The organism is Micromonospora sp. DT63, assembly GCF_049841615.1.
Taxonomy (GTDB): Bacteria; Actinomycetota; Actinomycetes; order Mycobacteriales; family Micromonosporaceae; genus Micromonospora.
In genome coordinates this window covers 678289-704554 of sequence record NZ_JBNCKQ010000003.1, presented here as the reverse complement: position 1 = coordinate 704554, position 26266 = coordinate 678289, and the positions used below count along the sequence as shown (strand labels likewise).

The window sequence follows — 26266 nt, the reverse complement described above, 5'->3', positions numbered from 1 at the left end:
CGAGGGGCGCGACAGCCCCACCCCGGGCTAGCGTGGAAAGACGATGACCACCTCACTCGCCGACCACCTGCGGTCGCTGCCCGACGAGTCGCTGGCCGCGCTCCTCCAGCTCCGGCCGGACCTCGTCGTGCCCGTGCCGGCCGACGTCTCCGCCCTGGCCATCCGCGCCCAGTCCCGGGTCTCGGTGGCCCGGGCCCTGGACGGGCTGGACCAGTTCACCCTCGGAATCCTCGACGCCGCCCGGCTCACCCGGCACCCGGACGAGGGCACCACGGCCACCGACGCCGTGCTCGCCATGGCGACCACCGGGCCGCACCCGCCGGCGCCGACGGCCGTCCGCGCCGCCGTCAACCGGCTGAGGGCGCTCTTCCTGCTGTACGGCCCCGAACACGCCCTGCACGTGGTGCCGGCCGTCGACGAGGTCTCCCCGTACCCCGCTGGCCTCGGCCGACCCGCCGCGGAGCTGGACCCGCGCACGGCCGCGCTCTGCGCGGACCCGGCGAAACTGCGCCGGACGCTGCTCGCGGCACCCCCGTCGGCCCGGGCGATCCTGGACCGGTTGGCGGCCGGACCACCCGTGGGCAGCGTGCCCCCGGGCGCGTTGCAGGCACCGCCGATCGGCGCGCAGGACGCCGTCCTCGCCGACCCGACCAACGGTGGTGCGCCGACCGGCTCGCCGGTGCGCTGGCTGGTCGACAACCGGCTGCTGGTCAGCGTCTCGGCCGGCTCGTCGACGGCCAGCGGCACGGTCGAGCTGCCCCGCGAGGTGGGGCTCCTGCTGCGCCGCGACAGTGGCCCGCTCGGGCCGCTGCGCACCAGCCCGCCGCCGGTGGCCACCGCGCCCCGCGAGCCCAAGGCGGTCGACTCGGCCGGCGCCGGGCAGACGATGGAGGTGGTCCGGCACACCGAGGGGCTATTGGAGCAGCTCGCCGCCGAACCCGCGCCGGTGCTGCGCTCCGGCGGCATCGGCGTCCGGGACCTGCGCCGGCTGGCGCGTACCGCCGGCCTGGACGAGCCGACCACCGCGCTGCTGCTGGAGGTGGCGTACGCGGCGGGGCTCGCCGGTGAGCTGGAGCTGCCCGGTTCGACCACCGGCCGGTACGGGGCGGATCAGCAGGTGCTGCCGACCGGCGGGTACGAGGTGTGGCGGGCCGCCTCGCTGGCCCAACGGTGGGAGCACCTGGCCCACGCCTGGCTGACGATGACCCGCCAGGTCGGCCTGGTCGGTAGGCGTGACGACCGGGACCGGCCGATCACCGCGCTGTCCGCCGAAGCCGAGCGGGCCGGTGCTCCGGCCACCCGGCGGGCGGTGCTCGGTGTGCTCGCCGACCTGGAGCCGGCGACCGCGCCCACCGCCGAGGAGGTGCAGGCCCTGCTGGACTGGCGGGCGCCGCGGCGCAGCCGGGGTCGGGAGGCCGCCCACCGGGAGGTGCTGGCCGAGGCGGCGCAGCTCGGCGTGACCGGCTTGGGGGCGCTCACCTCGTACGGGCGGTTGTTGCTGGGCGAGCTGACGTCGGCCGACGAGCCGGGCGGCGACCCCCTGGGGTTGCACATGGACGCGGAGAGCGGCGATCCGTCCAGTGCCGCGCGGGCGTTGGACGCGCTGCTGCCCGCCCCGGTCGATCACTTCCTGGTGCAGGCCGACCTGACCGTGGTGGTGCCGGGGCCGCCCGAGCCGGCGCTGGCCGCCGAGTTGGAGGCGACCACCGAACCCGAGTCGGCCGGTGGGGCGAGTGTGCACCGGGTCACCACGGCGAGCGTGCGGAGGGCGCTGGACGCCGGTTACACGGCCGACGACCTGCACGAGCTGTTCCGGCGACGCTCGCGTACCCCGGTGCCGCAGGGGCTCAGCTACCTGGTGGACGACGTGGCCCGTAAGCACGGTGGGCTGCGGGTCGGGTCGGCCGGGGCGTACCTGCGCAGCGACGACGAGGCGCTGCTCACCGAGGTGCTGGCCGACCGGCGGTTGGAGTCGTTGACGCTGCGACGGCTGGCGCCGACGGTGCTGAGCACCCCGTACCAGGTCAGCCGGCTGCTGGGCGCGCTGCGGGACGCCGGGTACGCGCCGGTGCAGGAGGACGGCACGGGCGGCACGATGTTGTCCCGACCCCGGATCCGGCGTGCTCCGGCACGGGTCGCGGTGACCACCAGGACGCTCGATCCGCTGGCCGCCCCGAAGCTGCCGATGCCCCGGCTGCTCGGGGTGGTGGAGCACATCCGGCGGGGCGACGCTGCGGCGCGGGCGGCCCGCCGGGCGCCTGCCGTCGTCCGGGGCGGGGCGGCAGGGCTGGGCGGTGGCCCGGTGCCCGCGCACACGCACAGCGAGGCACTTGCCGTGCTCCAGCAGGCTGTCCGCGACAAGGCGCTGGTCTGGGTCGGGTACGTCGACGCCCACGGGGCGACCGCGTCCCGGCTGGTCAAGCCGGTGTCGATCGGCGCCGGCTACCTGCGGGCCGAGGACGAGCGGACCGAGATGCTGCACACCTTCGCGCTGCACCGGATCACGGCGGCGGTGCTGGCGGACTGAACAGGGCTCAGCCGCCGCTGGTGTGTTTGCTCAGCGGCGGCTGCGGCGAAAGGTGCCGACCACCGAGACGGCCAGCAACAGGGCGAAGCCGGCGCCGGCGGACTCACCGACCGAGTCGACGAAGCCCTGCCGCAGCACCAGCCAGCCGAAGAGGAACCACCCGACGAGGAGCGCCGCGGCGAGGGCGTACGCGACCACTGTCGCGCGGGACACCTCGTCGGGTGGCGCGTGTTCATGCTCTGCGATCACGTCACGGTCGACCGTCATGCCCAGCCTCCCCGCCCGGTGCGGCCCTGGACTCCCAAGAGTGTCACTCCCGGGACGGCTGTGACAGGGGATAAACCCCGAGTCGGGCGGGATGTTCAGGTGCCGGGGCGGCGGCCGATCAGCACCACCCGGGTGCCGACCTTGCCCAGCTCCCACATCCGGACGGCGTCGGCGTGCAGCAGGTTGACGCAGCCGTGCGAGCCGATCGACTTGTCGTGCAGGTAGGTAGTGGTCTCGTGGAACCCCATGCCCTGGGTGAAGTGCTGCCAGTACGGCAGCCACACCTCGTACGGGTTGGACCACTCCTTCGGATTCCGGTAGTTGACGGTGTAGGTGCCGGACGGGGTGCGGTAGCCGGACATGCCGGTGCGCGTCACCGTCGGCGCCATGATCACCTTGCCGCCCCGGACCGCCCACACGGTCTGCCGGGTCAGGTCCACGCAGAAGGTGGTGCCGGTGCCGGCCTTGCAGCTTTTCGTGTCGGTGGTGGCGAGTCGCTGGGCCACGTCCAGGGTGGTCGGTCCGGCGCGTCCCTCGACGGGGCGAATGCCGTACCTCTTCTGGAACTTCTTGATGGCGGCGCAGTCGGCGGCGGACTGCCGACCATCGACCGTGACGGCCCCGAACCCGCCCAGCCGGGCGAGGTACGTCTCCACGGCTCGCTGGTGCTGGCCCTGCGGGCAACCGGCGACTGTCGGCGTACCGGTGCTCGGGGTCGGGGTCGGGGTCGACGCCGTGCGGGTCGGCTTCGGCGTGGGTTTCCGGGAGGGTTTCGGGGTGGGCGCGGCCGGCGTGGGCCGGCCGCGCTGGCCCGGCCCGGACGTGCCGCTCGCCCCCGTTGCCTGTTCCGCCGCACCGACCGGGGCGGCTCCCCCGCCACCACTCCCACCGGACTGCGGATCGAACGTGCACGCGCCGGCACCGACCAGCACGACCACCGCCAGGGCAACCAGCCGGGAAGTGCTCCGGACACGCCTCATGGCACCTCCCCTGGACAGTCGTCCCTTTGCTAGACGTTCGTGAGTGCCGTCCTGGTTGCACCCGGTGCTCATCTTTCTTTCGACGTTCTCCGCCGTGCAACACTGGATGGTCGGCCAGCGGCGGGTATGCGACCCGTTCCGGCCGGACGGCCAACCGAGGAGAGGACGCTGGCGTGAGTGGTGGACCCCTGATCGTGCAGTCGGACAAGACCCTGCTGCTGGAGATCGACCACCCCGACGCGCAGGCCTGCCGGATGGCGATCGCGCCGTTCGCGGAGCTGGAACGCTCGCCGGAGCACGTGCACACCTACCGCCTGACCCCGCTGGGTCTGTGGAACGCCCGCGCCGCGGGGCACGACGCCGAGGGTGTCGTCGACTCGCTGATCAAGTACTCCCGCTACCCGGTGCCGCACGCCCTGCTGGTGGACGTGGCCGAGACGATGGACCGGTACGGCCGGCTCCAGCTCGCCAACGACCCGGCGCACGGGCTGGTGCTGCGCGCGCTCGACCGGCTGGTGCTGATCGAGGTGGCCAAGAGCAAGAAGCTCGCCGGGATGCTCGGCGACAAGATTGACGACGACACGATCCGGGTCCACCCGTCCGAGCGGGGCCGGCTCAAGCAGGCGCTGCTCAAGCTGGGCTGGCCGGCGGAGGACCTGGCCGGTTACGTCGACGGTGAGGCGCACCCGATCGAGCTGGCCGAGGCCGGCAAGGACGGGCGCAAGCCGTGGACGCTGCGGTCGTACCAGCGGGAGGCCGTCGAGGCGTTCTGGGCCGGCGGGTCGGGCGTGGTGGTGCTGCCGTGTGGGGCCGGCAAGACCCTGGTCGGGGCGGCGGCGATGGCCGAGGCGAAGGCGACCACGCTGATCCTCGTCACCAACACGGTCGCCGGCCGGCAGTGGAAGCGGGAGCTGATCGCCCGCACGTCGCTGACCGAGGAGGAGATCGGCGAGTACTCCGGCGAGCGCAAGGAGATCCGCCCGGTCACCATCGCCACGTACCAGGTGCTCACCTCGCGGCGCGGTGGCGCGTTCACCCACCTGGACCTGTTCGGCGCCCGCGACTGGGGCCTGGTCGTCTACGACGAGGTGCACCTGCTGCCCGCGCCGATCTTCCGGTTCACCGCGGACCTCCAAGCCCGCCGTCGGCTGGGCCTCACTGCCACTCTGGTACGCGAGGACGGCCGGGAGGGCGACGTGTTCAGCCTGATCGGCCCGAAGCGGTACGACGCGCCGTGGAAGGACATCGAGTCGCAGGGCTGGATCGCCCCGGCCGAGTGCGTCGAGGTCCGCGTGACCCTGACCGACGCGGAGCGGATGTCGTACGCGACGGCCGAGGCCGAGGAGCGCTACCGGATGGCGGCGACCGCCCGCACCAAGCTGCCGGTGGTCAAGGCGCTCGTCGACCGGCACCCGGACGACCAGGTCCTGGTGATCGGCGCGTACATCGACCAGTTGCACCAGATCGGCGAGTACCTCGACGCGCCGATCGTGCAGGGCTCGACCACGAACAAGGAGCGGGAGCGGCTGTTCGACGCGTTCCGCACCGGGGAGATCCGCACGCTGGTGATCTCCAAGGTGGGCAACTTCTCCATCGACCTGCCCGAGGCGGCGGTGGCGATCCAGGTGTCCGGCACGTTCGGGTCGCGCCAGGAGGAGGCGCAGCGGCTGGGTCGGGTGCTCCGCCCGAAGGCCGACGGCCGGCAGGCGCACTTCTACACGGTGGTCTCCCGGGACACGATCGACACCGAGTACGCGGCGCACCGCCAGCGCTTCCTCGCCGAGCAGGGGTACGCGTACACGATCGTCGACGCCGACGACGTCCTCGGCCCGAAGCTGCCGACTGTCGACTGAACGCGGGCGGCTGCGGTAAGCCGGGGCGGGTTTCAGGGTCGGGCCGGCGGGTCGGCGTCGAGCAGTCCGGTCAGCAGGATCCGCAGGGTCGTGTCGAAGAGATCGCGCTCGGCGGGCGGCCGCGCGGGTCGACTGAATGCCGCGGCGAGGTGCGGGTAGGCCGCGACGTCCACCTCGGCGAAGCTGACCGAGCGGGAGCTGGCCTCGCTGCGGGCGAAGAGGCTCACCACGCCGGTCATCATGCCGATGGCCTCGAACTTGGCGGTCACCGCGCTGTCGACCGGCTCCAGAACCCCCAGGCAGGCGTCGAACCAGGCCAGGCTCTCCGGGCCGGGCGCGGACATCCGGTTGATCGTGTCGAGCAGCCAAGGGTGGTGCCGGAAGAGCGCCCGTTGCCGGCCGGCCAGCAGGAGCATGCCGTCGAGCCAGTCGACGTTCGGCTCCGGGTACGGCCGTAGTTCGCCGACGACCCGGTCGGTCATCAGGTCCAGCAGGTCGTCACGGGACGACAGGTGGCGGTAGAGCGCGCCGGCGCTGGCACCCAGCGCGGTGGCGACGGCGCGCATCGACACCGCCGCGATTCCCTCGGCATCAGCCAGGGCGATGGCGGCGGTGACGATGGCGCCCCGGTTGTGGGTCGGGGTGGGGCCGCGGCTGCCGCGTACGGGCCGGGCCCAGATCGACTGCCGGTCGGCGCCGCCCGGGTCGGAATTCGTAGGTGCGTCGCTCACCGATCCACTGTAAACTGCGTACAGTGTTCGCAGTTTCATCCATCGGGGGTGGGCACGCATGGAACGGATCACGGCACACGACGGCGCGTCGATCGTGCTGCACTCGACAGGAGCCGGACCGGGCATCGTGGTGGTGCACGGCGGCGGGATCACCATCGACGTCTACCGGCGGCTCGCCCAACGGCTGGCCGACCGCTTCACGGTGCACCTCTACAATCGGCGAGGGCGGGCGGACGCCGCCCCCCGCGCTCAGCCGTACACCTTCGACCAGGACATCGACGACCTCGCCGCGGTGCTGAAGCACACCGACACCCGCAACGTCATCGGGCAGAGTTCCGGCGGTTTCATCGCCCTGCAGGCCGCGGTGCGGCTGCCGATCGACCGGCTCGCGCTCTACGACATCGCGATCGACATCGACGGTGGCTTCCCCACGGCATGGCTCGACGAGGCACGACAGGCGGCGCGCGACGGTGACATCGCCCGCGCGATGGCCATCACCGACGCCGGCATCAACACCCACAACCCGGCCACCAGACTTCCGCTGCGGGTCCGCGTCGCGCTGGTCCGGGCGTTCCTGCGTACGCCGATCGGCCGGACGATGGCCGACCTGCTGCCGATGACCCTCGACGAGACGAACCAGATCCGGCTGCGCGGCGGTCCGGCCGAGGCGTGGTCGGGGGTGAGCGCGGACGTGCTGCTGGCCTACGGGGCCGCGGGGCCGCCCTACTACGCCGACCTCAACGGGAAGCTGGCTCGCGCCCTCCCACGAGCGAGGGTCCTGCCGATCCCGCGCAGCGGCCACGACGGCCTGAACCGGGCGCCGAGCAGGATCATCGAGCCGATCGCAGCATTCTTCGGGGCCCCGGTGAGCCCGGAGCGGGCAAACCAGCTCTGAGCCCCCGGCACCAACCAACCCACCCGGTCGACGGCCCTGCCAGCCGTGCGCGGCGACGCTCAGCGGGAGAAGCGGTCCACCAGCACCGCGAGTCGCCGATCGTGGTCGGCGCGGCGGAGCCGGCCGCTGCGCATCAGCGTGACCAGACCGTGCAGGCCACTCCAGAACGTCTCGGTGACCGCCTCCAGGTCGTCGTCACCGGCGATCGGACGCACCGCGTCGGCCAGCTCGGCGAACCCCCGGGCCAGGTCAGTCGGAACGTCCTGGCTGGCGAACGGCAGGTCCACGGCGAGGGTGAACATCGCGTCGTAGAGGGCGGGCCGCTGTTCGGCGAAGGTGGTGTACGCCTCGGCGACGTCGGCGATAGCCTGCCGGGGGTCGGCGGCCGAGGTCCGGGCCGCGGCCAGGGCGGTCGCCAACTCGGCGAAGCCCTCGACGGCGACCGCCGCCATGATGGCGTCCTTGCCCTTGAAGTGGCTGTAGAGGACGGGCTGGCTGTATTCGATCTCAGCGGCGAGCCGCCGGGTGGTCACCGCGTCCCAGCCCTCGGCCAGGGCCAGGTCGCGTGCGGCGGCGACGATGGCCCGTTCCCGTTCCGCCCGCTCGCGCTCCCGGCGCGTCTGAGTCGACATGACAAAACCCTAGCACTGCTAGCGTTGCTGTCGTCGCTCTGCTAGCGTCGCTCTTACATCTAGCGGCGCTAGCAATTGGAGCGGATCATGTTGTCACCCCTCGCCTACGGACTCGCCGTCGTGCTCAGCCTCTTCGTCGCCTTCATCGGTGCGCGGTTCCTGCTGGTGCCGCAGGCCGCAGCCGCCGGGTACGGCGTGCCGGCCCGGCCGGACGGCGATCCCGCCTACCTGACGGTCAAAGGGCTGAAGGACCTCACCTTCGGGCTGATCGGCCTCGCCCTGATCGCCTTCACCACTGCCGACGCGGTCGCGTGGTTCATGCTGATCGTCGCGCTCGTCCCGCTGGGCGACACCCTCATCGTGCTGCGCAACGGCGGAACGAAGGCCGTGGCCTTCGGCATCCACTTCGCGACGGCGGTGGTAGTACTCCTCGACGCCGCCCTGCTGTTCGCCCTGTAACCAACCCCTACCCTTCCCGGGTTGATCAAGAGGTTTGCGTCACCGACGGGCCGATCGGTGACGCAAACCTCTTGATCACCGCAGCCGGGGCCGGAGGCCGGGCCGGAGGCCGGGCCGGGGCCGGGGGCCGGAGGTCAGGGGGTGGGGGGTGGACAGCGGTCGGGGAGGTTGACCTCGCCGGGGCGCAGGTCGAAGCTGTCCATCGTGAACCACTCGTCGAGTTCCGGGTCGAAGAGGTTCTGCAGGCCGAACTGCAACACCTGCCACCACCGGGTCGAGTCGTGCTGGTCGACGTAGATGTCGCCGAGTGCGAGCGGGAACCGGAAGAACTCCCCCGGCACTGTGGAACCCCCGACGACGCCCACCCGCCAGTGGTCCACGTGCCGGTCCTTCTCTCCCTGCAGAATCTCCGGGCCGACATAGCGGGCGGTCTTCAGCTTGTCGTTGAAGATCTGCCGGTTGAAGAACCCCGGCACCTTGCTGCAGGGACGCGGCGGGAACAGCGGGATGTTCGGCCACTTGTAGGTGAGCGTGTAGAGGGTGTTCTCGTAGATCAGGTTCGTGAACCAGATCGGGTGCTCCGGCCCGCCGGCGACCATCTGGCTGTTGCCGTCGCGGCCCTGCCAGGTGAACGGCACGTCGATGCCGAGGTCCCGCACGATGTACCGGCCGGTGCCGCGGAAGTCCGCCGGCAGCAGCGGCGGCCGCGGCTCGCGCGTGTCAGGGGCCGGAGGACCGTCCGCCCGGACCGCGTGGGGCAGCGGCGCCGCCGCCGGACCCGGAGCGACGACGCCGAGGGCGAACAGACCGCCGGCAACGGCCGACACCACCATCCGATGGGTACGCCTCGAAGCCATCTGCCCTCCGCCGGTGTGCACGAGGGCGGGCGCTTCGACAGCGGTCCCGCCTTCGGCGAAGCGTATGAGCAGGAAAAATGTGAGAGCTGGCGGAAGTCTGCGGCTCCACCGGTCGGGTGACGAGACGCCCACCGGCCCGGGACCGAAAGCGGTCCCGGGCCGGCGTCACGCGAACCTGACTACTTGATCAGCTTCCAGGGACCGGACCTGTCACCGGGCTCCTGGCCGCGCGTCCACCACTTCGCCTCGTAGACGTGCCCCTTGAACGTCACCCGGTCGCCGGCGTCGTAGACCTTCGTGAGCGTCCAGGCCGCCGGGCTGTTGTCCGGGGGGGTCGGGGCGATCTCCTCCCAGGACCCGTTGCGGTCACCCGGCTTCTGGTTGCGGGTGTACCACTGGGCCCGCCACTTCCTACCGTCGTACATCGCGAAGTCACCCGCGTTGAAGATCCGCGACGCGGTCCAGATCGCCGTGCCGTCCTCGGTCATGGCGATTGCCTGCCACGCGCCGTTGGCGTCGGCGCCCGGCTTCTGGTTCTTCGTGTACCAGGAGGCCACGAAGACCCGGCCCTGGTAGGTGACCCGGTCGCCGTCGTTGTAGACGGTCGACGAGCTCCACTGGGCCGGCAGGTTCACCGTCAGGACGGCGGTGGCCTGCACCGGAGCGAGGTGGTCGTCGCCCGCGTACGACGCGGTGAGCGTGTGCTGGCCACCCGCGAGGCCCGCCGGCAGGGTGAACGTCGCCGTGCCGTTGGTCAGCGCGGCCGAACCGCGGACGGTCGTGCCCTCGCGCAACTCCACCGCGCCGGTGACCGGCGTGCTGTCGGCCGCGACCTGCACGGTCACCGTCGCCGCCGTACCCCAGTTGGTCGGGGCGACGGTGACTGTCATCGTCGGGACCTGCTTGGCGATCGTGAACACGGCCGGCTGGGCCACCGCCTCGCCGCCGTCGGCGCTCTTCGCGGAGACGATCCAGCCGTACGAGGTGCCCGGCAGGAGCGTGTCCCAGGTCGCCGTGGCGACGCCGTTCGAGGTCACCTCGTCGGTGCCGATCGTGCCGGCCGGCACGTACGCGGCGAGCGAGTCGGTGCCGAAGGACGTCTTGCGGGTGCTGAGATCCACCGGCAGGGTCAGGTTGTCCTCCGAGCCGTTGTAGCGCGGCTTGGGCTGGCTACCGTCCTGGCGGATGTCGTACTCGGTCGCACCGAAGTTCTTCAGGAACGGCGAGTACGTGTCGATGTGCATCTCGGCCCGGTCCACGTCGAACTGGAGCAGGCGCAGGAAACTCGCGCCGAACTGCAGCCGGTCGGTGGCCTTGTGGTCCGGCTTGCCGTCGCCGTTGACGTCGATGGTGCCGTCGGGAGCGACCCGCGTCGGCCACAGCTCGGCGGCGGTGACCGTATAGAACTGGTAGTCCGCCAGCAGCTCGACGACGTCGTGGCTGACCGTCACGCCGATCTTCGACTTCAGGTTGGTGCCGACGCCGTGCTCGTGACCGGCGAGGACCAGAAAGACGTTCGGGTTGACCTCGACGACCTGCCTGAACAGCGGAGAGCCGTCCGGAGCGGAGAAGTCCGCACCCCGCCCATCCGGGTTGGCCGACGGCTTCAGATAGTCGTGGGAGAGCAGGATCCCGTTGCGGTCCTTGTACCGCTTGAAGATCGAGTCAGCCCACTTGGCCTCGGCCGGCGTCACGCCGTACGACAGGCCGACCGCCACGAAGTCCAGGCCACCTGCCGAGAAGAGCAGGTAGTTGTTCTGGTTGTCCTTGCCCGGCGTGACCGACCCGTCGGCGTTCGTCTTCTCATCCCAGGCGTGGTATTCGGTGCCCTTCGGCCAGCCCTTCGCCGTCCCGTAGTACCGGTCCGCGCTGAAGGTCCGGCTGAACCGGGACGTGGGGCCCGTCTCGGCGCCCAACTGGTCGTCGTGGTTGCCCGCGATGACCTGGTTGACGACACCGTTGTCGTCGAGGATCTTCTGGAAGCCCGAGGCCGTGGCCAGCTCCTTCTCGACCTGCTCGTGCAGACCGGGCCGCTTCAACGAGCCGTCCGGGTTGGTGGCCAGCGGGTCGTAGTAGTCGTTCTCGATGACGTCGCCGGTGTGCGCGGCGTACGCGATCTTGCGGCTGGCCGCGTTGTCGGCGATCCACTGCATCTGCTCGCGGTACGCCGCCGACCAGATCGCCTGCTCCTCGGCCGTCTCGACGTCGGAGGGCTCGGCGTTGCCGTCGAAGTCGTCGTACGTCCCGCCGGCCGCACCCTCGGTGATGTACTGGGTGTCGGTGAAGTGCGCCAACGAGAAGTCGTACGAACTCGGATCCTCGAAGCGGTCCTTGTCGTTCTGCGCCGACGCGTCGTGCGGCGACAGGTCGTCGGCGAACGGGTCCTCACCGGTGACCAGCACGTGCACCACGCCGCCGTCGCGGTAGCCGGCCTCTATCTGCGCGGTCAGGACGGTGTCCTGCCCGGACTGCCCCCGCGAACTGGTGAGCACGACCCACTTCCTGGTGGCCGGATCCCACGCCCGCAGCGCCACGATCCGCGCCGGATCGATGGTGCCGGACCAGCGCAGCGTCGGCTCCTGCTTTGTCGCGCCCAGCGGCAGGTCGTACCGCTGGAAGACCACCCCACGACTGGACGGGGTTTCGATGGTCGCGCCGTCGAGCGGACGCAGCGAGGCGACGTCCACGGTCTTGTCGTGCTGCACGTCGAGCGTGGTCGGCACGTCCGCCGCCTCGCCCTGGTAGCCGCCGGTCGGCAGGACCACGTCCGCCTTGGTGAACGTGGCGGTCAGCCCGACGCCCTCGGCGCCGGGGATCCGGGCGGACAGTTCGGCCGAGAGCGGGTCGGTGTTCTTGACCGTCGAGTTCAGCTCGGTCGGGACGTCCGGGATGCTCGCGCTGCTGAAGCGCACCTCGCGGGTGGCGGTGTTGCCGAGCGCGTCGGTAGCCGTCAGCGCGATGGTGTGCTCACCGGCCGGCAGGCCGTGGCCGATCTGGTCGCCCTGCTTGACGGGAGCGCCGTCGAGGGTGATGACGGGCGTACCGACCACGCCGGAGGCGTCCTTGATCGTGACGTTGAGCGCGACTGTCGACGTCAGCCGCTGCCCGGCCGCCGGGACACTGCTGGAGATCTCCGGGGCGGTGTTGTCGGTGGTGAAGCGCCGCGTCGAGGTCTTCTCCCCGACGACAGCCTTGATGGTGTGGGGGCCGTCCGCGATCGTGGTCGTGTCCACGTCGGCGCGCTTGCCCAGCGCCGGCAGCGCGGTGCCGTCAGGCGCGGTGACGTCGAACAGGACGGTCCTGGTCAGTACCGCGTTGTAGCTGCTGCCGCAGGTGCCGTCGCCGAGGTACGTGGTCACCTGGGAGCCGGCGGGGTAACTCGCCGAACCGATGGTGACAGTGGTCTGCGCGATCGAGCGGATCAGCTGGGTCGCCTTCGCGCCGGTCGGCAGCAGCTCGAAGTCCCGCAGCGTGAAGTCGTCGAAGTTGTCGCAGCCGCCGGGCTTGGCGCTGCCGTGGTCGTTGCCCGCGACGAACTCCACGACGTTGACGCCCGGCACCAGCCACTCGTTCGGGAACGCGAGGTCGGCGACCTCCTTCTCCCACATGCCGATCTCCAGCGGGATGCCGTTGATCAGCACCTTGTTGTCGTACCCGTTGTCGCTGCCGTTGCCGCCGACGAACACCTTGAGGTGCGCGTCGCCCCCGCTGCCGAGAGTGTCGACGGTACGGGTCGTCGGGGCGCCGTCGATGGTGAAGTGGAACTCGGCGTCCCGGTTGGCCCCGCAGGTGGCGTCGCCCAGCGCCAGCGTGGCGGCTGTCGTCTCCGCCTTCGTCACTGTCGTGCCGCTCGTGGTGACGAGGTACGTGGTGCCGGCCGTCACCGTGCCCGCAGTGCTCAGGGTGAGGCTCGTCGCCGCCCGGGTGAGGGTGAAGTCGTCGTGGTTGGCGCAGGTCGCGCCGTTGAGGGTGCCGTTGTAGTCGCCGGTGCGGACCTCGACGACGTTGTCGCCCAGGTGCAGGAACCCGGTCGGGAACGCCAGCCTGACGTCCTCGGCTCCGGTGGCGCCGTAGTCGCCGCCGAGATCGACCCGGTGGCCGTTGACCAGCGCGTAGTTCTGGTAGCGGGCCTCGATCGAGTTGCCGGCCGCGACCGCGAGGCCGAGGGTGGCGGTTCCGGTGGCCAACGCCTCCGCGTTCTCGGCGGTTTTGTCGTCGATGGCCAGCGACTCGACATGGTCCTTGCCGCCGCTGGACAGCGCGGCGATGACGGGCTGGGTGCCGTGTACGCGGGCACCGTCACCGGGGGTGACCGCCGCCGCGCCGGCCGGAGCGTTGTTGACGTCGACGGTCACGGACGTCTTCGCGCCGGACTGGGTCGTCGCGCTGACGGTGTGCGTACCGTTGGTGAGCCTCGTGGTGTCCAGGTCGGTCCGCAGGCCGGACGTGCTGCCCGGCTCGCCGGAGATGACGAAGGTCAGAGCCTGGTTGAGCAACTTCGCCGAGCTGCCGCAGGTGCCGTCGCCGAAGTTGTAGCTGAACAGGTTCTGCTCGCCGTCGGCGACCACGCCGAGCAGGCTGAGGCTGATGCTGCTCAGCGCGTAGTCGTCGTAGTTGGGGCAGCGGCCGCCCTCACCGTTCGGCAGCTCCTCGTAGCCGACGGCGGTCTTGGTGGTCGTGTCGACCCAGTTCGCTCCGGCCTGGACGGTGATGGTGTTCGTGCCGACCTGCAGCCAGTCACCGGGGAAGTCGAGCGTGCCGACCTGACCACCGGGGATGTCCGGGAGGTACACCCGGTCGGCCGCGGCGGTGTGGCCGTTGACGGTGATGTAGTTGCGGTAGCGGGCCTCGGTGCCGTTGCCGCCCATCTCGAAGGCGAAGTGGGCGGTGCCGGCGGTCCGCTCGGCGCTGATCTTGTCGCCGTCGACCGCGAGCGTGGTCACCGAATCGTTCTCGGTGACCGGCTCGACGACGACGGGGACCTTACCCTCGATGTTCTGCCCGTCGCTCAGGCTGATCAGCGGCGCGTTACCGCTGGTCAGGGTCGTCTGTGCTCCGGCGAGGGCGGGGCTGAGGGTCGTCGCCGGTCCGGCGATGAGGAGGAGCGCCACCGCGGACAGGAGTCCGCGTGATCGCTTCCTACGCGCACGTGGAGCGTGCGTCATGGCGAGGTTTCTCCTTTGTTGGGTGCGAGGAACCGCCAACGCCGAGCACCGGAATGCCGACCACGGCGGGCACGGGGGGCCAGAGCGGGTGGCCGGTCTCAGGACGGGCGGGCGTGGGCGACCCGCCGGCGACGTACCTGGTGTCGCAGCAGCGCGACGACTGCCGCGAGGAGCAGCAGGGGGCCGACGCTCCCGGCGACCTTCCAGGCGGTGGCGCGGTCGTGGCCGACATCGCTCGCCCCGCTGGCCACGGCGGCGGGCACGTCCCCGAGCACCCAGTCGTGGGAGTACGCGTCGGCGCCGTACACCTGGCGTTTGCCCTGGGGCCCGGTCGCCACCGTCCGGTACGCGGGGTCGAGGTCGCTCAGCATCCGGACCTCAATGCGGGCGACACCGACCGGACCTGGGCAGGTGTAGCCGACGTCCACACCGGAGGCTGCGAGACCGCTCGCCTTCCCGACAGTGCCGGCGCATGCGTGACCGTCGCTGCTGAGCGTGAGCTGCCGGAGCAGGTAGCTCGCGAACTGCGTCGACGACGCGAGCACAGTGCCGTCCGAGTCCCGGGTGTCGACGGCCCCGTCGAGCAGGACGCGGTCCTGCGGCAGCAGGCCGAGGTGAACGCCGAGCAGGGTCAGTTCGTCGACGCCGCCCGCCTTCCACGTCAGATGCACCACCTCGGGACGGGCCGCGTCCGCCGCGATGGTCACCGTCTGCGGATAGCCGTACGGGTGGGCCTCGGCAGGGACGGCCATGGCGAGCAGGGTGAGGGTGAACGCCACCGCGATCACGACGCGGCGGGACCACCGTGCGGTTGAGGGCATGCCAGCGCTCCGGTCTACAGGTGCTGTGGCACGCCGGTGGGCGCGGCCGTTCGGTGACCCTGCCGGCCGTTGGCGAACTCGCCAGGCGAGCTTGATGAGAAGCGGGCGCAGCGCGGATGAACAGTTAGTTGATCAACTGCGCTGCGGGCAACAGCCCTTCGAGGTCGCCATCCGGCAGAGGGCGGAGCGGTCTCCGGCACACGGTCCGTCGCTCGTCCGCCACGCAGGTCCTCGCGTAAGGTCGCAGGGTGCCATCACCGCTGACCCCCGTGCCCCTCGGGACGGCTGCCCCCCAGGGCTCCCCGGCTCCATCTTCGGACCTGACGTTCGTCGAGTTCTTCGCCGGCGTCGGGTTGATCCACGAGGCGCTTGCGCCCCTCGGGTGGTCATGCCTCCTCGCCAACGACAACGACCCTCGGAAGGTAGCGGCCTACAAGCGGAACTACTCGACGCCCATCGATGACTCCGACATCCGTGAGCTGCCTACCGAGAAGATCCCGACCGCCCGGCTGGCAACAGCCAGCTTCCCGTGCATCGACCTCAGCCAGGCCGGCGGCAGGCGTGGAATCAATGGCGAGCACAGCGGTATCGTATGGTCCTTTCTTGACCACATCGCACAGCTCGTCAAAGAGGGGCGCGCACCGCAGTTCCTTCTTCTCGAGAACGTTGCAGGGCTTCTTACCCTGCACGAGGGTACGAGCATCGATTTGCTGCTCAGGCAGATCTCGGAATTAGGCTATGCGATCGATCTCGTGCAGGTGGACGCTCGTCATTTTGTGCCGCAGGCCCGTAATCGAGTCTTCATCCTTGGCGTGCGAGATCAGGCGTTGGCTACTTCGAACCAAATGCCGGATACTCATATCCGCCGATACAAGGTGCAGCACATCTTCCAGAGGAACCGGGACCTGCCCTGGATGTTCTTCGATTTCCCGGAGTTGCCGTCCCGACGCCTGGAGCTCGGCGATGTCCTGGTCGATCTCCCGGAAGGTGATCCGCACTGGTGGAACGAGGAGCGCACCCAGTACTTTTGGGACCACCTGGAGCACGATCATCGGCCGAAACTTGAGGCGATGGCAGCGGCCGGAGCTGACCTTCAACTTACCGCTGTGCGCCGTGGACGCCGGCGTGGGATTCGGGAGCAGATCTTCAACCTGCGCTTTGACGGGCTTGCAAGTTGCTTGAGGACCCCGAAGGGCGGTTCCTCAATTCAATTTGTGGTGCGGGTGCGGAGCGGGAAGGTGCAGATCCGCAGGATTCTCGGGTCGGAGAGCGCCCGATTGCAAGGGGTTGCGATGCACGGCAACTCTCCCAACTTCGTCATCCCAGAGTCGGAACAGGAAGCATTGTTCGCTTTCGGCGACGCCGTATGCGTACCGGCGGTTCGCTGGGTTTTTGAGAACAGCATTCAGCTGCTAGCCCTCGGATTGCCGAACATCAGTGCAAGCCAGCTTACCCTCGACCTCGCGTCGGTGGCGTAATAATGGACTTTCCGTTCCATGCCGATTCGGCTGCGAAGGAAAAGCTAGCTGACCTGGCCCGTTTGTTGGATGCGAGCCTCACGAGCACCCAGTACATCGACGGTATGGCAGCCAGCCGTCTCCTTGGCACGGTACTGGGCGCATACCGAGACGGCACCGGCGACCACTACACCGGGAATGACCCCTTCCTGGCGAAGGCCGCTCAGGATTCGCAACTCTTCGGCCTCTCTTTGGCGGCCGCTTTCGACCTCGTGACGAACGCCGAGTACCTGCACGGCAGAGTGGTCAATTCCAGGTGGATTTATTGCCACCGGGAAGGGAGCTCGCCGGGGGTGTACTACTCGTTTCTGAAGCAGTGCCCGAGATGCTGCTTGGACAAGGGGCTCGAGGGCAGGCTCAATGGCGCCCAACACAAGCCGACCAGTCACCACATCGGCGAGATCACCACGGTCGCCACGGCACTACTCCTCCAACTGGTTGCGGCCGCAAACGAGGAGCCCTTCCAGATCGCGACCATCACGAAACAGTCGCACGATGTAGACGCCATCGGATACCGTGACGACCTGATTGTGTTGTTCGAGATCAAGGCTTCGCCGATGGTCACTTTTCCGTTGGTTGCCGTGCTGCCCGAGCCGCTCCTCACCGACCGCGATGGAGAACCAGCGGAGTATCCGCAGCACGCGTTGGTGGACATGAATCTGGCCGAGGTCGACCTCGCCCTCTATGTGCCACACCGGGACTGGCTGGTCCCACTGGGAAAGAAGAGGGGCGGGTCTTGGCCGTACGATGAGCTCTCGTCGTTCTTCTTGGAACCCGGCAATTTTCTCGAGTTCCTCTCCGCGTGGATCGAGCTGTACGAGGCCTACCGAATCCCGAAGACACAGCGGAGAGACCGCAACCTCAGACTTGCCTACCTGGTCAATGGATGGGGCGATGAGATCGACTCGAACAAGACCAAGCCAGGCCTTGGCCGTACCGACGACATAAAAAAAGGCACGTATCAGCTACTGAAATTTAGTTCCTATTACCGAGATGATGCGGCAGCCACGAAGGTGCGGGGTGCGCTCGTAGCGAATCTCGATCCGCTCTTCTTGAGAGCGGATTACGTGGACAAACTGGCGGACGTTCGGTGGGCGCGGTCAGACCAATTCATTCCTTCCGGCGACAACTTCCTGATCCGGCGGGAATCCCTGCGTCATCTGTATGACGCGATCCTGACCTTCAACCAACCCGTCATCAATGACCAGCACATCGCCCAGATATTCGACCTCGGCCAGGTGGCACGGGCATTAGCGAGCGGCAGGTTGGACAAGTTCTTGCGCGAGTGGTGCTCGTCTGGCCCGGACAACGTTGCCGAGCAGGTAGCCCAGGAAGGCCGACTGTTCTAGGCGCCTCAGGGGGCACGATCCAGCGGACGGACGCTGGCGGGCTCAACCAGCGGTGAGGAGGAACGCGAAGGGGCTGGCGGGACGCAGCCCGCCAGCCCCCGACAACGCCTGCGTCAGCCGGCGCCGCCGGCGCGGAACGCCACCCAGGCGTCGCTCATCCGGTCCGCCTGGCCGGCGGTGAACATGTCCATGCAGGAGTCCTGCGTATAGTCCATGAAGTTGTGGATCGGGTCCAGCCCCGGTGCGGTGCAGGTGTCCGCGCCGATCGGGCAGTCGAACTGCGGAGCCGCCTCGCGAGGGGTGTCCGCAACGAAGTCGCCGGACGCGGAGCAGCCGTGCGCGAAGGTGTGCTCCAGCATCAGCCAGTGCCCGACCTCGTGCGTCAGCGTGTCACCGAGGGCGTACTTGCCGGCCGTGCCGCCCGGCATCGACTCGTCGAGCATCACCACGCCGTCGATGTAGTCGCGGCCGTTGTTGTAGCCCTTCGGGAAGTACGCCCAGCCGAGCAGGCCGCCACCGATGTTGGCCGCGTACACGTTCAGCGTGCGGGAGTCGCCGGTGTAGAGCGCCTTCTTCATGTCGCGCTCGTTCTTGCCCGGCTCGACCGTGTACCAGGCGCTGTTGACCGTCCACGTGGTGTCGACGAGCGAGAACCGGAACGGGGTGTCGGAGGCGTTGGCTGCCGTACGGCCCGCGTACGAGTCGTTGAGAACCCTCATCTGGGCCGCGATCAGGGTGTTCCACCTGGTCGCCTCGGCGGCGGTGAGCGGGTGGTCGGAGACCATGTGGAAGACCGTCGGCACGGTGATGCTGCCGTTGGGCAGGCGCGGCGCGTCCTTGATCACGCCGTACGCGTTGGCCTCGTTCTTGGAGTACAGCGCCGGCTCCTGGGCAGTGGCGCCCTCGGCGGCCCGCGCCGCGGTGCCCGGGTCGCACGCCGCGACACCCGGGGAGGCAGTCGCGGGGGCGGCGGTGGCGAGCGCCCCGGAGGCGCCGCCGGAGGCCAGGAACGTCGCAGCGGTGGCGGTGAGGACTGCCAGTCGGAAAATTGGTCTCCTGTGCATCGGTGCACCTCTCGGGGGATGGAGACGGCGCAGGGTCGTCATGACCTGCTCGACGACGTCGTCTCCGGGTATGAGACCACGTCGACGGCAGCAGCAAAAGACCTGCGTACGGCCCTGATGTGGGGTGTAACGGCAGGGGCACGACGGGCGCTGTTATCGCCTGGCGTCAGCGGCTCAGGGCATTCTCCCGCTGCATGTGGGACAGCTTCTCGGGATTGCGGACGGCGTAGATCCCGGTGATGAGGCCGCCGTCGATGCGCACGGCCACGACGGTGTCCAGTTCGCCGTCGACGTGGACGATCAGCGCCGGGTAGCCGTTGACCTGCGCCGGCCGCCACGACGTGCTGGCCGGGACCTTGCCCCAGAAAGATGCCAGGGCGCGGGCCACCTTGTCGGCACCGAGGATCGGCCGCGGGACTGCCTGCTTGATCCCGCCGCCGTCGCCGAGAAACACCACGTCCGGCGCGAGGACGTCGAGCAGGCCCTGCAGATCGCCCATGTCGACCGCTCGCTGGAACGCGTCGAGCGCGCACCGGGCTTCCGCCGCGGAGACGACCTGGCGGGGCCTGCGGGCCGAGACGTGTGCCCGGGCCCGGTGCGCGATCTGGCGGACGGCAGCGGGGCTCTTGTCGACGGCTTCGGCGATCTCGTCGTACTCGAGGTCGAACACCTCGCGCAGCACGAACACCGCCCGTTCGGTGGGCGCGAGCGTCTCCAGCACCAGCAGCATGGCCATCGAGACGCTGTCGGCCAGGGCGACGTCCTCGGCCACGTCGGGCGCGGTGAGCAGCGGCTCGGGCAACCAGGATCCGACGTAGGACTCCTTGCGGCGACCGAGCGTCCGCAGCCGGGTGAGCGCCTGGCGGGTGGTGATGCGCACCAGGTAGGCGCGCTGGTCGTGGACCGCTCCCAGGTCGACGCCCGCCCACCGCAGCCAGGTGTCCTGGAGTACGTCCTCCGCGTCGGCGGCCGAGCCGAGCATCTCGTACGCGACGGTGAAGAGCAGGTTGCGGTGGGCGAGGAAAGCCTCGGTGGCCCGGTCCGGCCGGTCGTCGGGTGCGGTCTGCGGCATGCCCACCAGCGTGACTCCTGTTCGCTGTCGACTGCGTCACCCACCAGATGCCGGAGCCGGCCGTTCTGTGACACCTTCCGGCCTGTGGCGGTCGTCACCCTGCCCGGCCGTCACAGGGCTGCGCTCGCCGGCATCTCATGGTCGTCCGATCCAACACCAGAGTTAAGGACGGAACGATGGACGCCAGGTTCAACATGTTCGAGAACGAGTTCGCCATGAAGTTCTTCAAGCGGTTCGCGAACGCCGGCATGGTGCTGCAGCAGTCGCCGCTGCCGAAGTCCACGCAGGAGCTGGTGTCGCTGCGGGCGAGCCAGATCAACGGCTGCGGTTGGTGCATCGACACGCACGCCAAGGAGGCCGCCGCGGCCGGCGAGAGTGCGGTTCGGCTCAGCCTGGTCGCTGCCTGGCGCGAGTCCACGGTCTTCACGGAGGCCGAGCAGGCGGCGCTCGCGCTCGCCGAGGAGGGCACCCGGCTCGCCGACGCCTACCAGGGCGTGTCCGACGAGACCTGGGCTCAGGTGCGCAAGCACTATGACGATGACCAGGTCGCCGCGCTGGTCGCCCTGGTCGCTCTGATCAACGCGGCCAACCGGCTCGCCGTGATCGTGCACCAGCGGGGCGGTTCCTACGAGCCCGGCACCTTGGCCGCCGCGTTCGGCTGAATCGGCAACGGACCCGGCCCGGGATCAGCGGATGTCCCGGGCCGGGGGGCACGCCGGAAGCGGAAACCTCGGTCGGCGCGTGCGCTGCTCGGCCCCGGGACGGTCACCTGGCTCAGAGGATCCGGGTCACCCGCTCGGCGGCGACGATGGCATCCCGTCGCACCGGGTCGAGGTTGGCGCTGATGACCACGGACGCGCCCGCCGACAGCGGCGCGAGCAACCACTTCAACGGCTGCTCGTGCTCGGCGGCGTCGACCAGCAGCCGGTCACCGGCGCGCAGGTCCAGCATCCCGGCGACCTCCCGGGCGAGCGCTCCCCACTGGCCGTAGGTCGTGCCGTCCGCGCTCGCCGGATCCGACGGGCGGATGGCGGTGTGGTCGGGTGTGACGTCCGAGTGGCGGAGCACCTCGGCGGACCAGTCCAACCAGCCCAGCGGCACGTCGGCCAGGCGACCCGGCCCGGTACCGACGAGGTAGCGGTGCGGGGCGTCCGGCACGTCCTCCAACCAGTCGTCCTGGCGTTCGGGGGTCACGAAGACCGCGTCGAACGGCCGGTCGCCGCCGGGCTCCAGCACCGCCAGGCCCGCCGTGGCGCGCGGTCGGAACGACACCGCCAGGCCGCACGCCCAAGCCCCCAACAACACCGCTGCGGTACGCCAGTGCGGCGGCAGCAGCACCGCTACGCGGCTGCCGGGGCCGAGCCCGCACCCGTCCCGCAGGAGGCTGGCGCTGCGCGCCGCCCAGGCGCCGACCTGCTGGGCGGTCAGGTCGACACGCTCGCCGGTCGCCTCGTCGCGGTAGCTGAGCAGCGGAATCTCCGTGGCGGTGTACGGGTCCGACAGGTCGGCCGTGGCGTGTGGCTGCATCTGGGCGCTCCCCGGGTGGCGACGTCGGCACCACCTTACGCAACGACTTTGGTCGTACCCCTCGTCGGCCGATGGCCGTAGCGGCTGGCCGGGTGGCCCACTGACGCTACGGGCGACCCCGCAGCGCCATCGAGGAGTGCCCATGCCTACCGAGTCCGACCCCGCCGACCGTCCCCCGTTGCGCCGCCGGCTCGTGCCGGTCGTCGCGTTGCTGCTGCTCGCGCCCTGGGCGGCCGAGTGTTCGTGGGGTGGCTTCGCCATCGACGGCTTCCTCCCGGTGGTGATCGGCCTGGCTCCGATGTACGGCGGGGCGGCGATCCTGATCCGGGAGACCGCCCGACACCTCGGCGCGGGCTGGCCGGCGATCGTGCTGCTCGCCGCCGCTTTCGGTGTGCTCCAGGCCGGCCTGGTGGACCAGTCCCTGTTCAACCCCGGCTACCTGAATGACACGCAGTACGCCGACACCCGGGCCGCCGCCGAGGCGTCGCTGGTGCCGGGGCTCGGGTTCAGCCTCCGGCAGGCGTTCGACTACGTGGGCAACCACGTCGTGCTGACCATCTGCGCGCCGATCGTGTTCGTCGAGTCCTTCCTCGGTGCGAAGCGGCGGCTTTCGCCGTGGCTCGGACGACAGGGGTTGGCGGTGGTCGCTGTGGTCTACCTGCTCGGCAGCCTGCTGGTCTTCGCCTCTCCCGAGGGCCGGAAGAACTTCCTGGCCAGCCCGCTTCAACTGGCCTTCGCCACGGCGGTGGTCCTCACCCTGGTCGCGACGGCCCTGCTGCCCCGCTGGCGTCGCCCGCACCCGCGCCGCGTCCGCCGGGTGCCGCACCCGCTCTGGGTCGGTCTGCTTGTCGTCCTCGTCCACTTCGGCACCGACCTGGCACCCGGCTGGGCGGGAGTGGTCATCGCGCTGGCGCTCGCCGCCACCGTCGGGGCCGTGCTCGCGTACCTGTCGGCGGGCGCGCGCTGGGGGCAGCGGCACGTGCTCGCCGCGGGCTGGGCGAGCGTGGTCAGCGCCGCCGCGTTCGCGTACCTGGTGCCGCCATATTCCCCGGCTAGCCCGACGGCGGCCCTCGCCGGTGACGTCGCGGTCACCGTCATCACCGTCGCACTGGTCGTGGGCGCCTGGTGGCGTCTGGGCCGCCCTAGCTCGGCCGCTGTTCCCGTCGCCGCGAGGTGACGCTCTCGCTGACAGCAGGGCCGGCCTGGATGAGCCGATCCAGGACATCGCGAGCGGCGCCGAGCCGATCCATGGACGCCGTGATGCGGGCGCGCTCCACGGCCAGAGCGTCGAGGAGCTCCGGGCAGGTGGGGGCCAGCACGGTCACGTCGTCCGGGATGCAGGGAAGGATCTCGGCGATCGCCGCGGTGTTCAAGCCGGCGGACAGCAACAGTTGGATGTGCCGCACCGTGCCCACCGCCTGTGGGTCGTAGTGACGGTAGCCGCTGGCGAGACGGGCGGGTCGCAACAGGCCCTGCTCCTCGTAGTAGCGCAGGGCGCGCGGGGTGGTGCCCGCCTCCCGCGCCAGTTCGCTGATCCGCACACCGACAGCAGATCAGGGCTTGACCTTCACGTCAACGTGAAGGTTTAGCGTCGTCGCTGTGACTCACCGCAGCCATGACAATCAATCCGCAGCCGTCGCCGTCCTGGGACTCGGCCCGATGGGCCGGGCCCTGGCCGCCGCGTCGCTCGCCGCCGGCCACCCCACCGTGCTCTGGAACCGTTCACCCGCCAAGGCGTCCGCGCTGGTGGCCCAGGGGGCGGTGCTCGCTCCGACGGTGGCCGATGCGGCACACCGGGCATCGGTCGTCATCGCCTGCGTCATCAACTACCGGGCGGTCCGCGCCGTCCTGTCGGGGCTCGAACGCCCGCCGAGAGGAACGTTCGTCAACCTCAGCAGCGGGCACGCCGCCGAGGCACGGGACATGGCGGGTTGGGCGGCGCAGCGGGGCGTCAACTATCTCGACGGCGCGATCCTGACGCCCGCGCCGACCATCGGGACACCTGCCGCGACGATCCTCTACAGCGGTCCGCGGGCCCTCTTCGACGACAGCCTTCTCTGGCTGGAGAGCTTCGGTGGCACCAGCGCCTACCTCGGCGCCGACGCCGGCACGGCAGCGGCGTACGAGATGGCGTTGCTCGACCTGTTCACCATGTCCGTCGGCGGGCTCGCGCACGCCTTCGCCCTGGCTGCCACCGAGGGCATATCCCCTACCGCGTTCGCCCGCTTCGCCCGCGGAATCGGCGGCCTGTTGCCCGACATGGCCGACCGGTTCGGCGATCAACTCACGTCCGGAACCTTCGCCGCCGACGTGTCCACCATCGCGTCGGCGGGCTCGGCGGTCGCCCACGTCCGCGACGCCGCTGCCGCGCGCGGTGTCGACCCCGCGCCGCTACAGGCCGTGCACTCGATCATCGAACGGGCCATCGCGGCGGGCCACGGAGGTGACAGCTACGCCAGACTGGCCCAGTCGCTCGTACCGGCCGATCCGGCGGAGGCGGCACGCTGATCACGTTCGGCACTGGGCCGGGTGCCGCGACCTGGGCGATTACACTCACCCCCACACCACGTGGAGGGGGCGGCGCAGTGGGTGAACTGCTGTCGACTGTGGTTCAGATACTCAACTCGTACGTCACCAGGCTGCTGGATCGGCGGGCGGTTTCCCAGGACGCCGAGGTCGGCGCCCACCTGCTGGACGTGGTCCTCACGTTGCAGGAGTTGTGCCTCAACGGCGACCGTCTCCTGAGCCTGGCCGACACCATGATCTCCGGTGCGGAGCCGCGGGCCGACGACCAGGCGGAGTTCGCCGCCCTGCTGCACCGCCAGTCCGTGCTGATCAACCAGCTCCGACGCGGCATCGACGACTCCCGCGCGCTGCTCGCCACCGTCGACGTGGACTTCGCGTTCGCGATGGCGCCCTTCCTCGACGGCAAGTCGGGGCTGCTCACCCGCTGGCAACAGCAGGCGGCCGTCAGTCGGTACTCCACCACGACGCTGTTCTTCCTGCCCGCCGAGGCGGTCACGCGGGTGGTGGCCGCCAGCCCGGCCGCCTCGACCGCCACCGCACTCGACCGGAACCGGACAGACTTCGTGCTGGTGATGGCGGACGAGGTACGCAGCGTGCGCCGACGGGAGGTGGCGGACATCCGAGCCGTCGCGGACGACGAGCGCGCGACGCTGCTGCGGGACGCGGGCCGGGCCCGTGCCGACCTGGCCGCCGCCCGGGCGCTGTGCGCGCGGCTGCTCACGGCGACCCAGGAGGCCATCGGTCCGGCGGCCACCGCCCGGATCCGGCGGACGCTGACGCCCCGACAGCAGCACCGCTGAGCGGAATCAGTCGCCCGGATCCCGGTCCCAGTCGAAGCCGGCGCGGGCGAACGCGACGCTGCCGTCCCCGGTGGCGTACACCTTTATCGCTTTCAGGCCCAGCGACCGGGTGAGCCTTTCCAGGTTGGACATGATGCGCTGGAAGAGCCCGGTGTCGGTGGCCTCCTCGGTGATGCGGATCTCGTCCAGCATCGCCATCCGGCGCGGGAAGGAGAGTCGCAGTTCGAGCAGGACCCGCAGGACGTCGGACGGCGCGATACGCAGCGAGACCGCGGCACCGCCGTCGGCATACAACGAGACCTCGACACGCGCCTCGGGCAGCTCCGCTGTCAACACCTCGTGGAACTGCCTCGGCGTCAGCTTCATCCACTGTCGCCAGGCGGCGAGCGCGGCCTCGTCCGCCCGGCCGACCGTCAGCGCCGGTTCCGCCGCCCGCAGGTCGGCCACTGTCAACGCCTCGATCTCGACCGGTCGATCCCCGGCTCGGACCTTTTCGTACGGCGTCAACGGCACCCCCGCCTCGACGAGGAGCCGATCGAAGTCCGGGTCGGGCCAGTACGGGGCCGGCGCGAACTCGCTGACGCGGCACCACAGCTCGTGCCACAGCCGTACCGCGTTGAGGGGTCGAAGGCCGAGCCGCATGGCGGCGACGAGGACGCACCGGTGCAGTTGCAGCGTGCCCGCGAGCGCCGCCAGGTTCGCCCTCGGCTCGTCGTAGGCCCGCAGGGCGCCGACGGAGTTCCGTTCCAGTTCGCTGTACGCCACCAGCTCCGGCATGTCCGTCAGTAGCACCGGGATCGGGGAGTCGAGCAGGGAGTCGAGGTCGGCCGGCTCCCAGGCGACGTCATCGTTCAGCAGGATCATCCGCAGGTCCCGGCCGTGTTGGCGGACCACCACCTGGAGGATCGGCTCACCCTGCGGCAACGTCAGGTGGTTGAGCCACACCACCGTCTCGGGGTAGAGCCGCAGGCTCACGTCGATCGCCGGCACGGTGACGAGCAGGGCGGGCCCGTCCTGCTCGACCCGTAGCGCGCGAAGTTCACTCAACGCGGCGACGACTTCACTCTGAAGCATCGACGCACTCTAGCGGCTGTCGGCCAGACCGGTCTCATCCGGGACGTTCGATGTGGCGTCCAGCCCCACGGTCGGGCCGTCGGCCAGTCACACACCGCAACCTGGACGTCCGGGGTCGCCTCCACCTCGGCACCCTTTGCTCTGCTTCAA

Annotated in this window: 22 protein-coding genes; 10 read left to right on the top strand and 12 right to left on the bottom strand. The window is 70.2% G+C overall.

Going from position 1 to position 26266, the window contains the following annotated elements:
- Window positions 1-43: 43 nt before the first annotated feature.
- Window positions 44-2527, top strand: a complete 2484-nt coding sequence (locus ACLQ27_RS15670; RefSeq protein ID WP_425867298.1) for a helicase-associated domain-containing protein — start codon at window positions 44-46, stop codon at window positions 2525-2527.
- Window positions 2528-2557: 30 nt separating this feature from the next.
- Here the strand turns inward: ACLQ27_RS15670 and ACLQ27_RS15665 are convergent, their stop codons facing one another.
- Both ACLQ27_RS15665 and ACLQ27_RS15660 read right to left on the bottom strand, forming a co-directional pair.
- A complete protein-coding gene (locus ACLQ27_RS15665; protein ID WP_234584209.1) occupies window positions 2558-2794 on the bottom strand; it encodes a hypothetical protein in 237 nt (78 codons plus the stop codon).
- 95 nt (window positions 2795-2889) lie between these two features.
- Entirely contained in the window at window positions 2890-3774 is an 885-nt protein-coding gene (locus ACLQ27_RS15660) for a L,D-transpeptidase family protein (RefSeq protein ID WP_357491033.1), read from the bottom strand.
- Between the two features lie 173 nt (window positions 3775-3947).
- Between ACLQ27_RS15660 and ACLQ27_RS15655 the strand changes: the two genes are divergently transcribed.
- Window positions 3948-5627, top strand: coding sequence for a DNA repair helicase XPB (locus ACLQ27_RS15655; RefSeq protein ID WP_425867294.1), 1680 nt, complete (start codon window positions 3948-3950; stop codon window positions 5625-5627).
- A gap of 32 nt (window positions 5628-5659) precedes the next feature.
- Here the strand turns inward: ACLQ27_RS15655 and ACLQ27_RS15650 are convergent, their stop codons facing one another.
- Window positions 5660-6358 (bottom strand): TetR/AcrR family transcriptional regulator, encoded by a 699-nt coding sequence (locus tag ACLQ27_RS15650; protein ID WP_425867292.1) that lies wholly within the window; start codon window positions 6356-6358, stop codon window positions 5660-5662.
- A gap of 58 nt (window positions 6359-6416) precedes the next feature.
- Between ACLQ27_RS15650 and ACLQ27_RS15645 the strand changes: the two genes are divergently transcribed.
- Window positions 6417-7253: an alpha/beta fold hydrolase gene (locus ACLQ27_RS15645; protein WP_357491038.1), complete on the top strand. Its 837-nt coding sequence runs from the start codon at window positions 6417-6419 to the stop codon at window positions 7251-7253.
- 59 nt (window positions 7254-7312) lie between these two features.
- Here the strand turns inward: ACLQ27_RS15645 and ACLQ27_RS15640 are convergent, their stop codons facing one another.
- Window positions 7313-7885: a TetR/AcrR family transcriptional regulator gene (locus tag ACLQ27_RS15640; RefSeq protein WP_357491040.1), complete on the bottom strand. Its 573-nt coding sequence runs from the start codon at window positions 7883-7885 to the stop codon at window positions 7313-7315.
- A gap of 87 nt (window positions 7886-7972) precedes the next feature.
- Between ACLQ27_RS15640 and ACLQ27_RS15635 the strand changes: the two genes are divergently transcribed.
- Window positions 7973-8344 carry a DUF4267 domain-containing protein gene (locus ACLQ27_RS15635; RefSeq protein WP_425867290.1) on the top strand — a complete coding sequence of 124 codons (372 nt, stop codon included), beginning with the start codon at window positions 7973-7975 and terminating at the stop codon, window positions 8342-8344.
- Between the two features lie 134 nt (window positions 8345-8478).
- Here the strand turns inward: ACLQ27_RS15635 and ACLQ27_RS15630 are convergent, their stop codons facing one another.
- The 3 genes from ACLQ27_RS15630 to ACLQ27_RS15620 form a co-directional block, all read right to left on the bottom strand.
- The gene (locus tag ACLQ27_RS15630) at window positions 8479-9201 is read right to left on the bottom strand and encodes a hypothetical protein (RefSeq protein WP_425867288.1); all 723 of its coding nucleotides are present in this window, start codon (window positions 9199-9201) and stop codon (window positions 8479-8481) included.
- 179 nt (window positions 9202-9380) lie between these two features.
- The gene (locus tag ACLQ27_RS15625) at window positions 9381-14312 is read right to left on the bottom strand and encodes a carbohydrate-binding protein (protein WP_425867286.1); all 4932 of its coding nucleotides are present in this window, start codon (window positions 14310-14312) and stop codon (window positions 9381-9383) included.
- 152 nt (window positions 14313-14464) lie between these two features.
- Window positions 14465-15187 (bottom strand): hypothetical protein, encoded by a 723-nt coding sequence (locus ACLQ27_RS15620; RefSeq protein WP_357573512.1) that lies wholly within the window; start codon window positions 15185-15187, stop codon window positions 14465-14467.
- Window positions 15188-15435: 248 nt separating this feature from the next.
- On the opposite strand from ACLQ27_RS15620, the gene ACLQ27_RS15615 reads away from it, so the two are divergent.
- Together ACLQ27_RS15615 and ACLQ27_RS15610 are read left to right on the top strand one after the other, a co-directional pair.
- On the top strand, window positions 15436-16665 hold the full coding sequence (locus ACLQ27_RS15615) for a DNA cytosine methyltransferase (RefSeq protein WP_357491050.1): 1230 nt from the start codon (window positions 15436-15438) through the stop codon (window positions 16663-16665).
- Window positions 16666-16667: 2 nt separating this feature from the next.
- The gene (locus ACLQ27_RS15610) at window positions 16668-18053 is read left to right on the top strand and encodes a hypothetical protein (protein ID WP_425867284.1); all 1386 of its coding nucleotides are present in this window, start codon (window positions 16668-16670) and stop codon (window positions 18051-18053) included.
- Between the two features lie 113 nt (window positions 18054-18166).
- Here ACLQ27_RS15610 and ACLQ27_RS15605 read toward each other — a convergent pair whose 3' ends face one another.
- Together ACLQ27_RS15605 and ACLQ27_RS15600 are read right to left on the bottom strand one after the other, a co-directional pair.
- Window positions 18167-19117 carry a zinc metalloprotease gene (locus ACLQ27_RS15605; RefSeq protein ID WP_425867283.1) on the bottom strand — a complete coding sequence of 317 codons (951 nt, stop codon included), beginning with the start codon at window positions 19115-19117 and terminating at the stop codon, window positions 18167-18169.
- A 166-nt stretch (window positions 19118-19283) separates the two neighbouring features.
- On the bottom strand, window positions 19284-20189 hold the full coding sequence (locus ACLQ27_RS15600) for an RNA polymerase sigma-70 factor (RefSeq protein ID WP_357491056.1): 906 nt from the start codon (window positions 20187-20189) through the stop codon (window positions 19284-19286).
- A gap of 176 nt (window positions 20190-20365) precedes the next feature.
- On the opposite strand from ACLQ27_RS15600, the gene ACLQ27_RS15595 reads away from it, so the two are divergent.
- A complete protein-coding gene (locus ACLQ27_RS15595; RefSeq protein WP_234584199.1) occupies window positions 20366-20851 on the top strand; it encodes a carboxymuconolactone decarboxylase family protein in 486 nt (161 codons plus the stop codon).
- A gap of 112 nt (window positions 20852-20963) precedes the next feature.
- Here ACLQ27_RS15595 and ACLQ27_RS15590 read toward each other — a convergent pair whose 3' ends face one another.
- Window positions 20964-21716: a TIGR03089 family protein gene (locus ACLQ27_RS15590; protein ID WP_357491059.1), complete on the bottom strand. Its 753-nt coding sequence runs from the start codon at window positions 21714-21716 to the stop codon at window positions 20964-20966.
- A gap of 142 nt (window positions 21717-21858) precedes the next feature.
- Here ACLQ27_RS15590 and ACLQ27_RS15585 point away from each other — a divergent pair, with 142 nt between their 5' ends.
- Window positions 21859-22893 carry a hypothetical protein gene (locus ACLQ27_RS15585; RefSeq protein ID WP_425867281.1) on the top strand — a complete coding sequence of 345 codons (1035 nt, stop codon included), beginning with the start codon at window positions 21859-21861 and terminating at the stop codon, window positions 22891-22893.
- On the opposite strand, the gene ACLQ27_RS15580 is transcribed toward ACLQ27_RS15585, so the two are convergent.
- Window positions 22859-23257: a MerR family transcriptional regulator gene (locus ACLQ27_RS15580; RefSeq protein WP_425867279.1), complete on the bottom strand. Its 399-nt coding sequence runs from the start codon at window positions 23255-23257 to the stop codon at window positions 22859-22861. The two genes, ACLQ27_RS15585 and ACLQ27_RS15580, sit on opposite strands and share 35 nt — an antisense overlap.
- Before the next feature lie 58 nt (window positions 23258-23315).
- Here ACLQ27_RS15580 and ACLQ27_RS15575 point away from each other — a divergent pair, with 58 nt between their 5' ends.
- Window positions 23316-24224 (top strand): NAD(P)-dependent oxidoreductase, encoded by a 909-nt coding sequence (locus ACLQ27_RS15575; protein ID WP_357491065.1) that lies wholly within the window; start codon window positions 23316-23318, stop codon window positions 24222-24224.
- Between the two features lie 77 nt (window positions 24225-24301).
- Complete coding sequence (locus tag ACLQ27_RS15570) at window positions 24302-25042, top strand: hypothetical protein (protein ID WP_357573514.1); 741 nt, start codon at window positions 24302-24304, stop codon at window positions 25040-25042.
- Between the two features lie 6 nt (window positions 25043-25048).
- Here the strand turns inward: ACLQ27_RS15570 and ACLQ27_RS15565 are convergent, their stop codons facing one another.
- On the bottom strand, window positions 25049-26116 hold the full coding sequence (locus tag ACLQ27_RS15565; protein ID WP_425867276.1) for a hypothetical protein: 1068 nt from the start codon (window positions 26114-26116) through the stop codon (window positions 25049-25051).
- Window positions 26117-26266 lie beyond the last annotated feature (150 nt).

Bases quoted from the DNA above. Each gene is read 5' to 3' on its own strand.
- ACLQ27_RS15645 (WP_357491038.1), top strand. From the start codon at position 6,417: ATGGAACGGATCACGGCACACGACGGCGCGTCGATCGTGCTGCACTCG.
- ACLQ27_RS15670 (WP_425867298.1), top strand. From the start codon at position 44: ATGACCACCTCACTCGCCGACCACCTGCGGTCGCTGCCCGACGAGTCG.
- ACLQ27_RS15665 (WP_234584209.1), bottom strand. From the start codon at position 2,794: ATGACGGTCGACCGTGACGTGATCGCAGAGCATGAACACGCGCCACCC.
- ACLQ27_RS15595 (WP_234584199.1), top strand. From the start codon at position 20,366: ATGGACGCCAGGTTCAACATGTTCGAGAACGAGTTCGCCATGAAGTTC.
- ACLQ27_RS15640 (WP_357491040.1), bottom strand. From the start codon at position 7,885: ATGTCGACTCAGACGCGCCGGGAGCGCGAGCGGGCGGAACGGGAACGG.
- ACLQ27_RS15585 (WP_425867281.1), top strand. From the start codon at position 21,859: ATGCCTACCGAGTCCGACCCCGCCGACCGTCCCCCGTTGCGCCGCCGG.
- ACLQ27_RS15630 (WP_425867288.1), bottom strand. From the start codon at position 9,201: ATGGCTTCGAGGCGTACCCATCGGATGGTGGTGTCGGCCGTTGCCGGC.
- ACLQ27_RS15660 (WP_357491033.1), bottom strand. From the start codon at position 3,774: ATGAGGCGTGTCCGGAGCACTTCCCGGCTGGTTGCCCTGGCGGTGGTC.
- ACLQ27_RS15605 (WP_425867283.1), bottom strand. From the start codon at position 19,117: ATGCACAGGAGACCAATTTTCCGACTGGCAGTCCTCACCGCCACCGCT.
- ACLQ27_RS15600 (WP_357491056.1), bottom strand. From the start codon at position 20,189: ATGCCGCAGACCGCACCCGACGACCGGCCGGACCGGGCCACCGAGGCT.
- ACLQ27_RS15590 (WP_357491059.1), bottom strand. From the start codon at position 21,716: ATGCAGCCACACGCCACGGCCGACCTGTCGGACCCGTACACCGCCACG.
- ACLQ27_RS15610 (WP_425867284.1), top strand. From the start codon at position 16,668: ATGGACTTTCCGTTCCATGCCGATTCGGCTGCGAAGGAAAAGCTAGCT.
- ACLQ27_RS15635 (WP_425867290.1), top strand. From the start codon at position 7,973: ATGTTGTCACCCCTCGCCTACGGACTCGCCGTCGTGCTCAGCCTCTTC.
- ACLQ27_RS15620 (WP_357573512.1), bottom strand. From the start codon at position 15,187: ATGCCCTCAACCGCACGGTGGTCCCGCCGCGTCGTGATCGCGGTGGCG.
- ACLQ27_RS15565 (WP_425867276.1), bottom strand. From the start codon at position 26,116: ATGCTTCAGAGTGAAGTCGTCGCCGCGTTGAGTGAACTTCGCGCGCTA.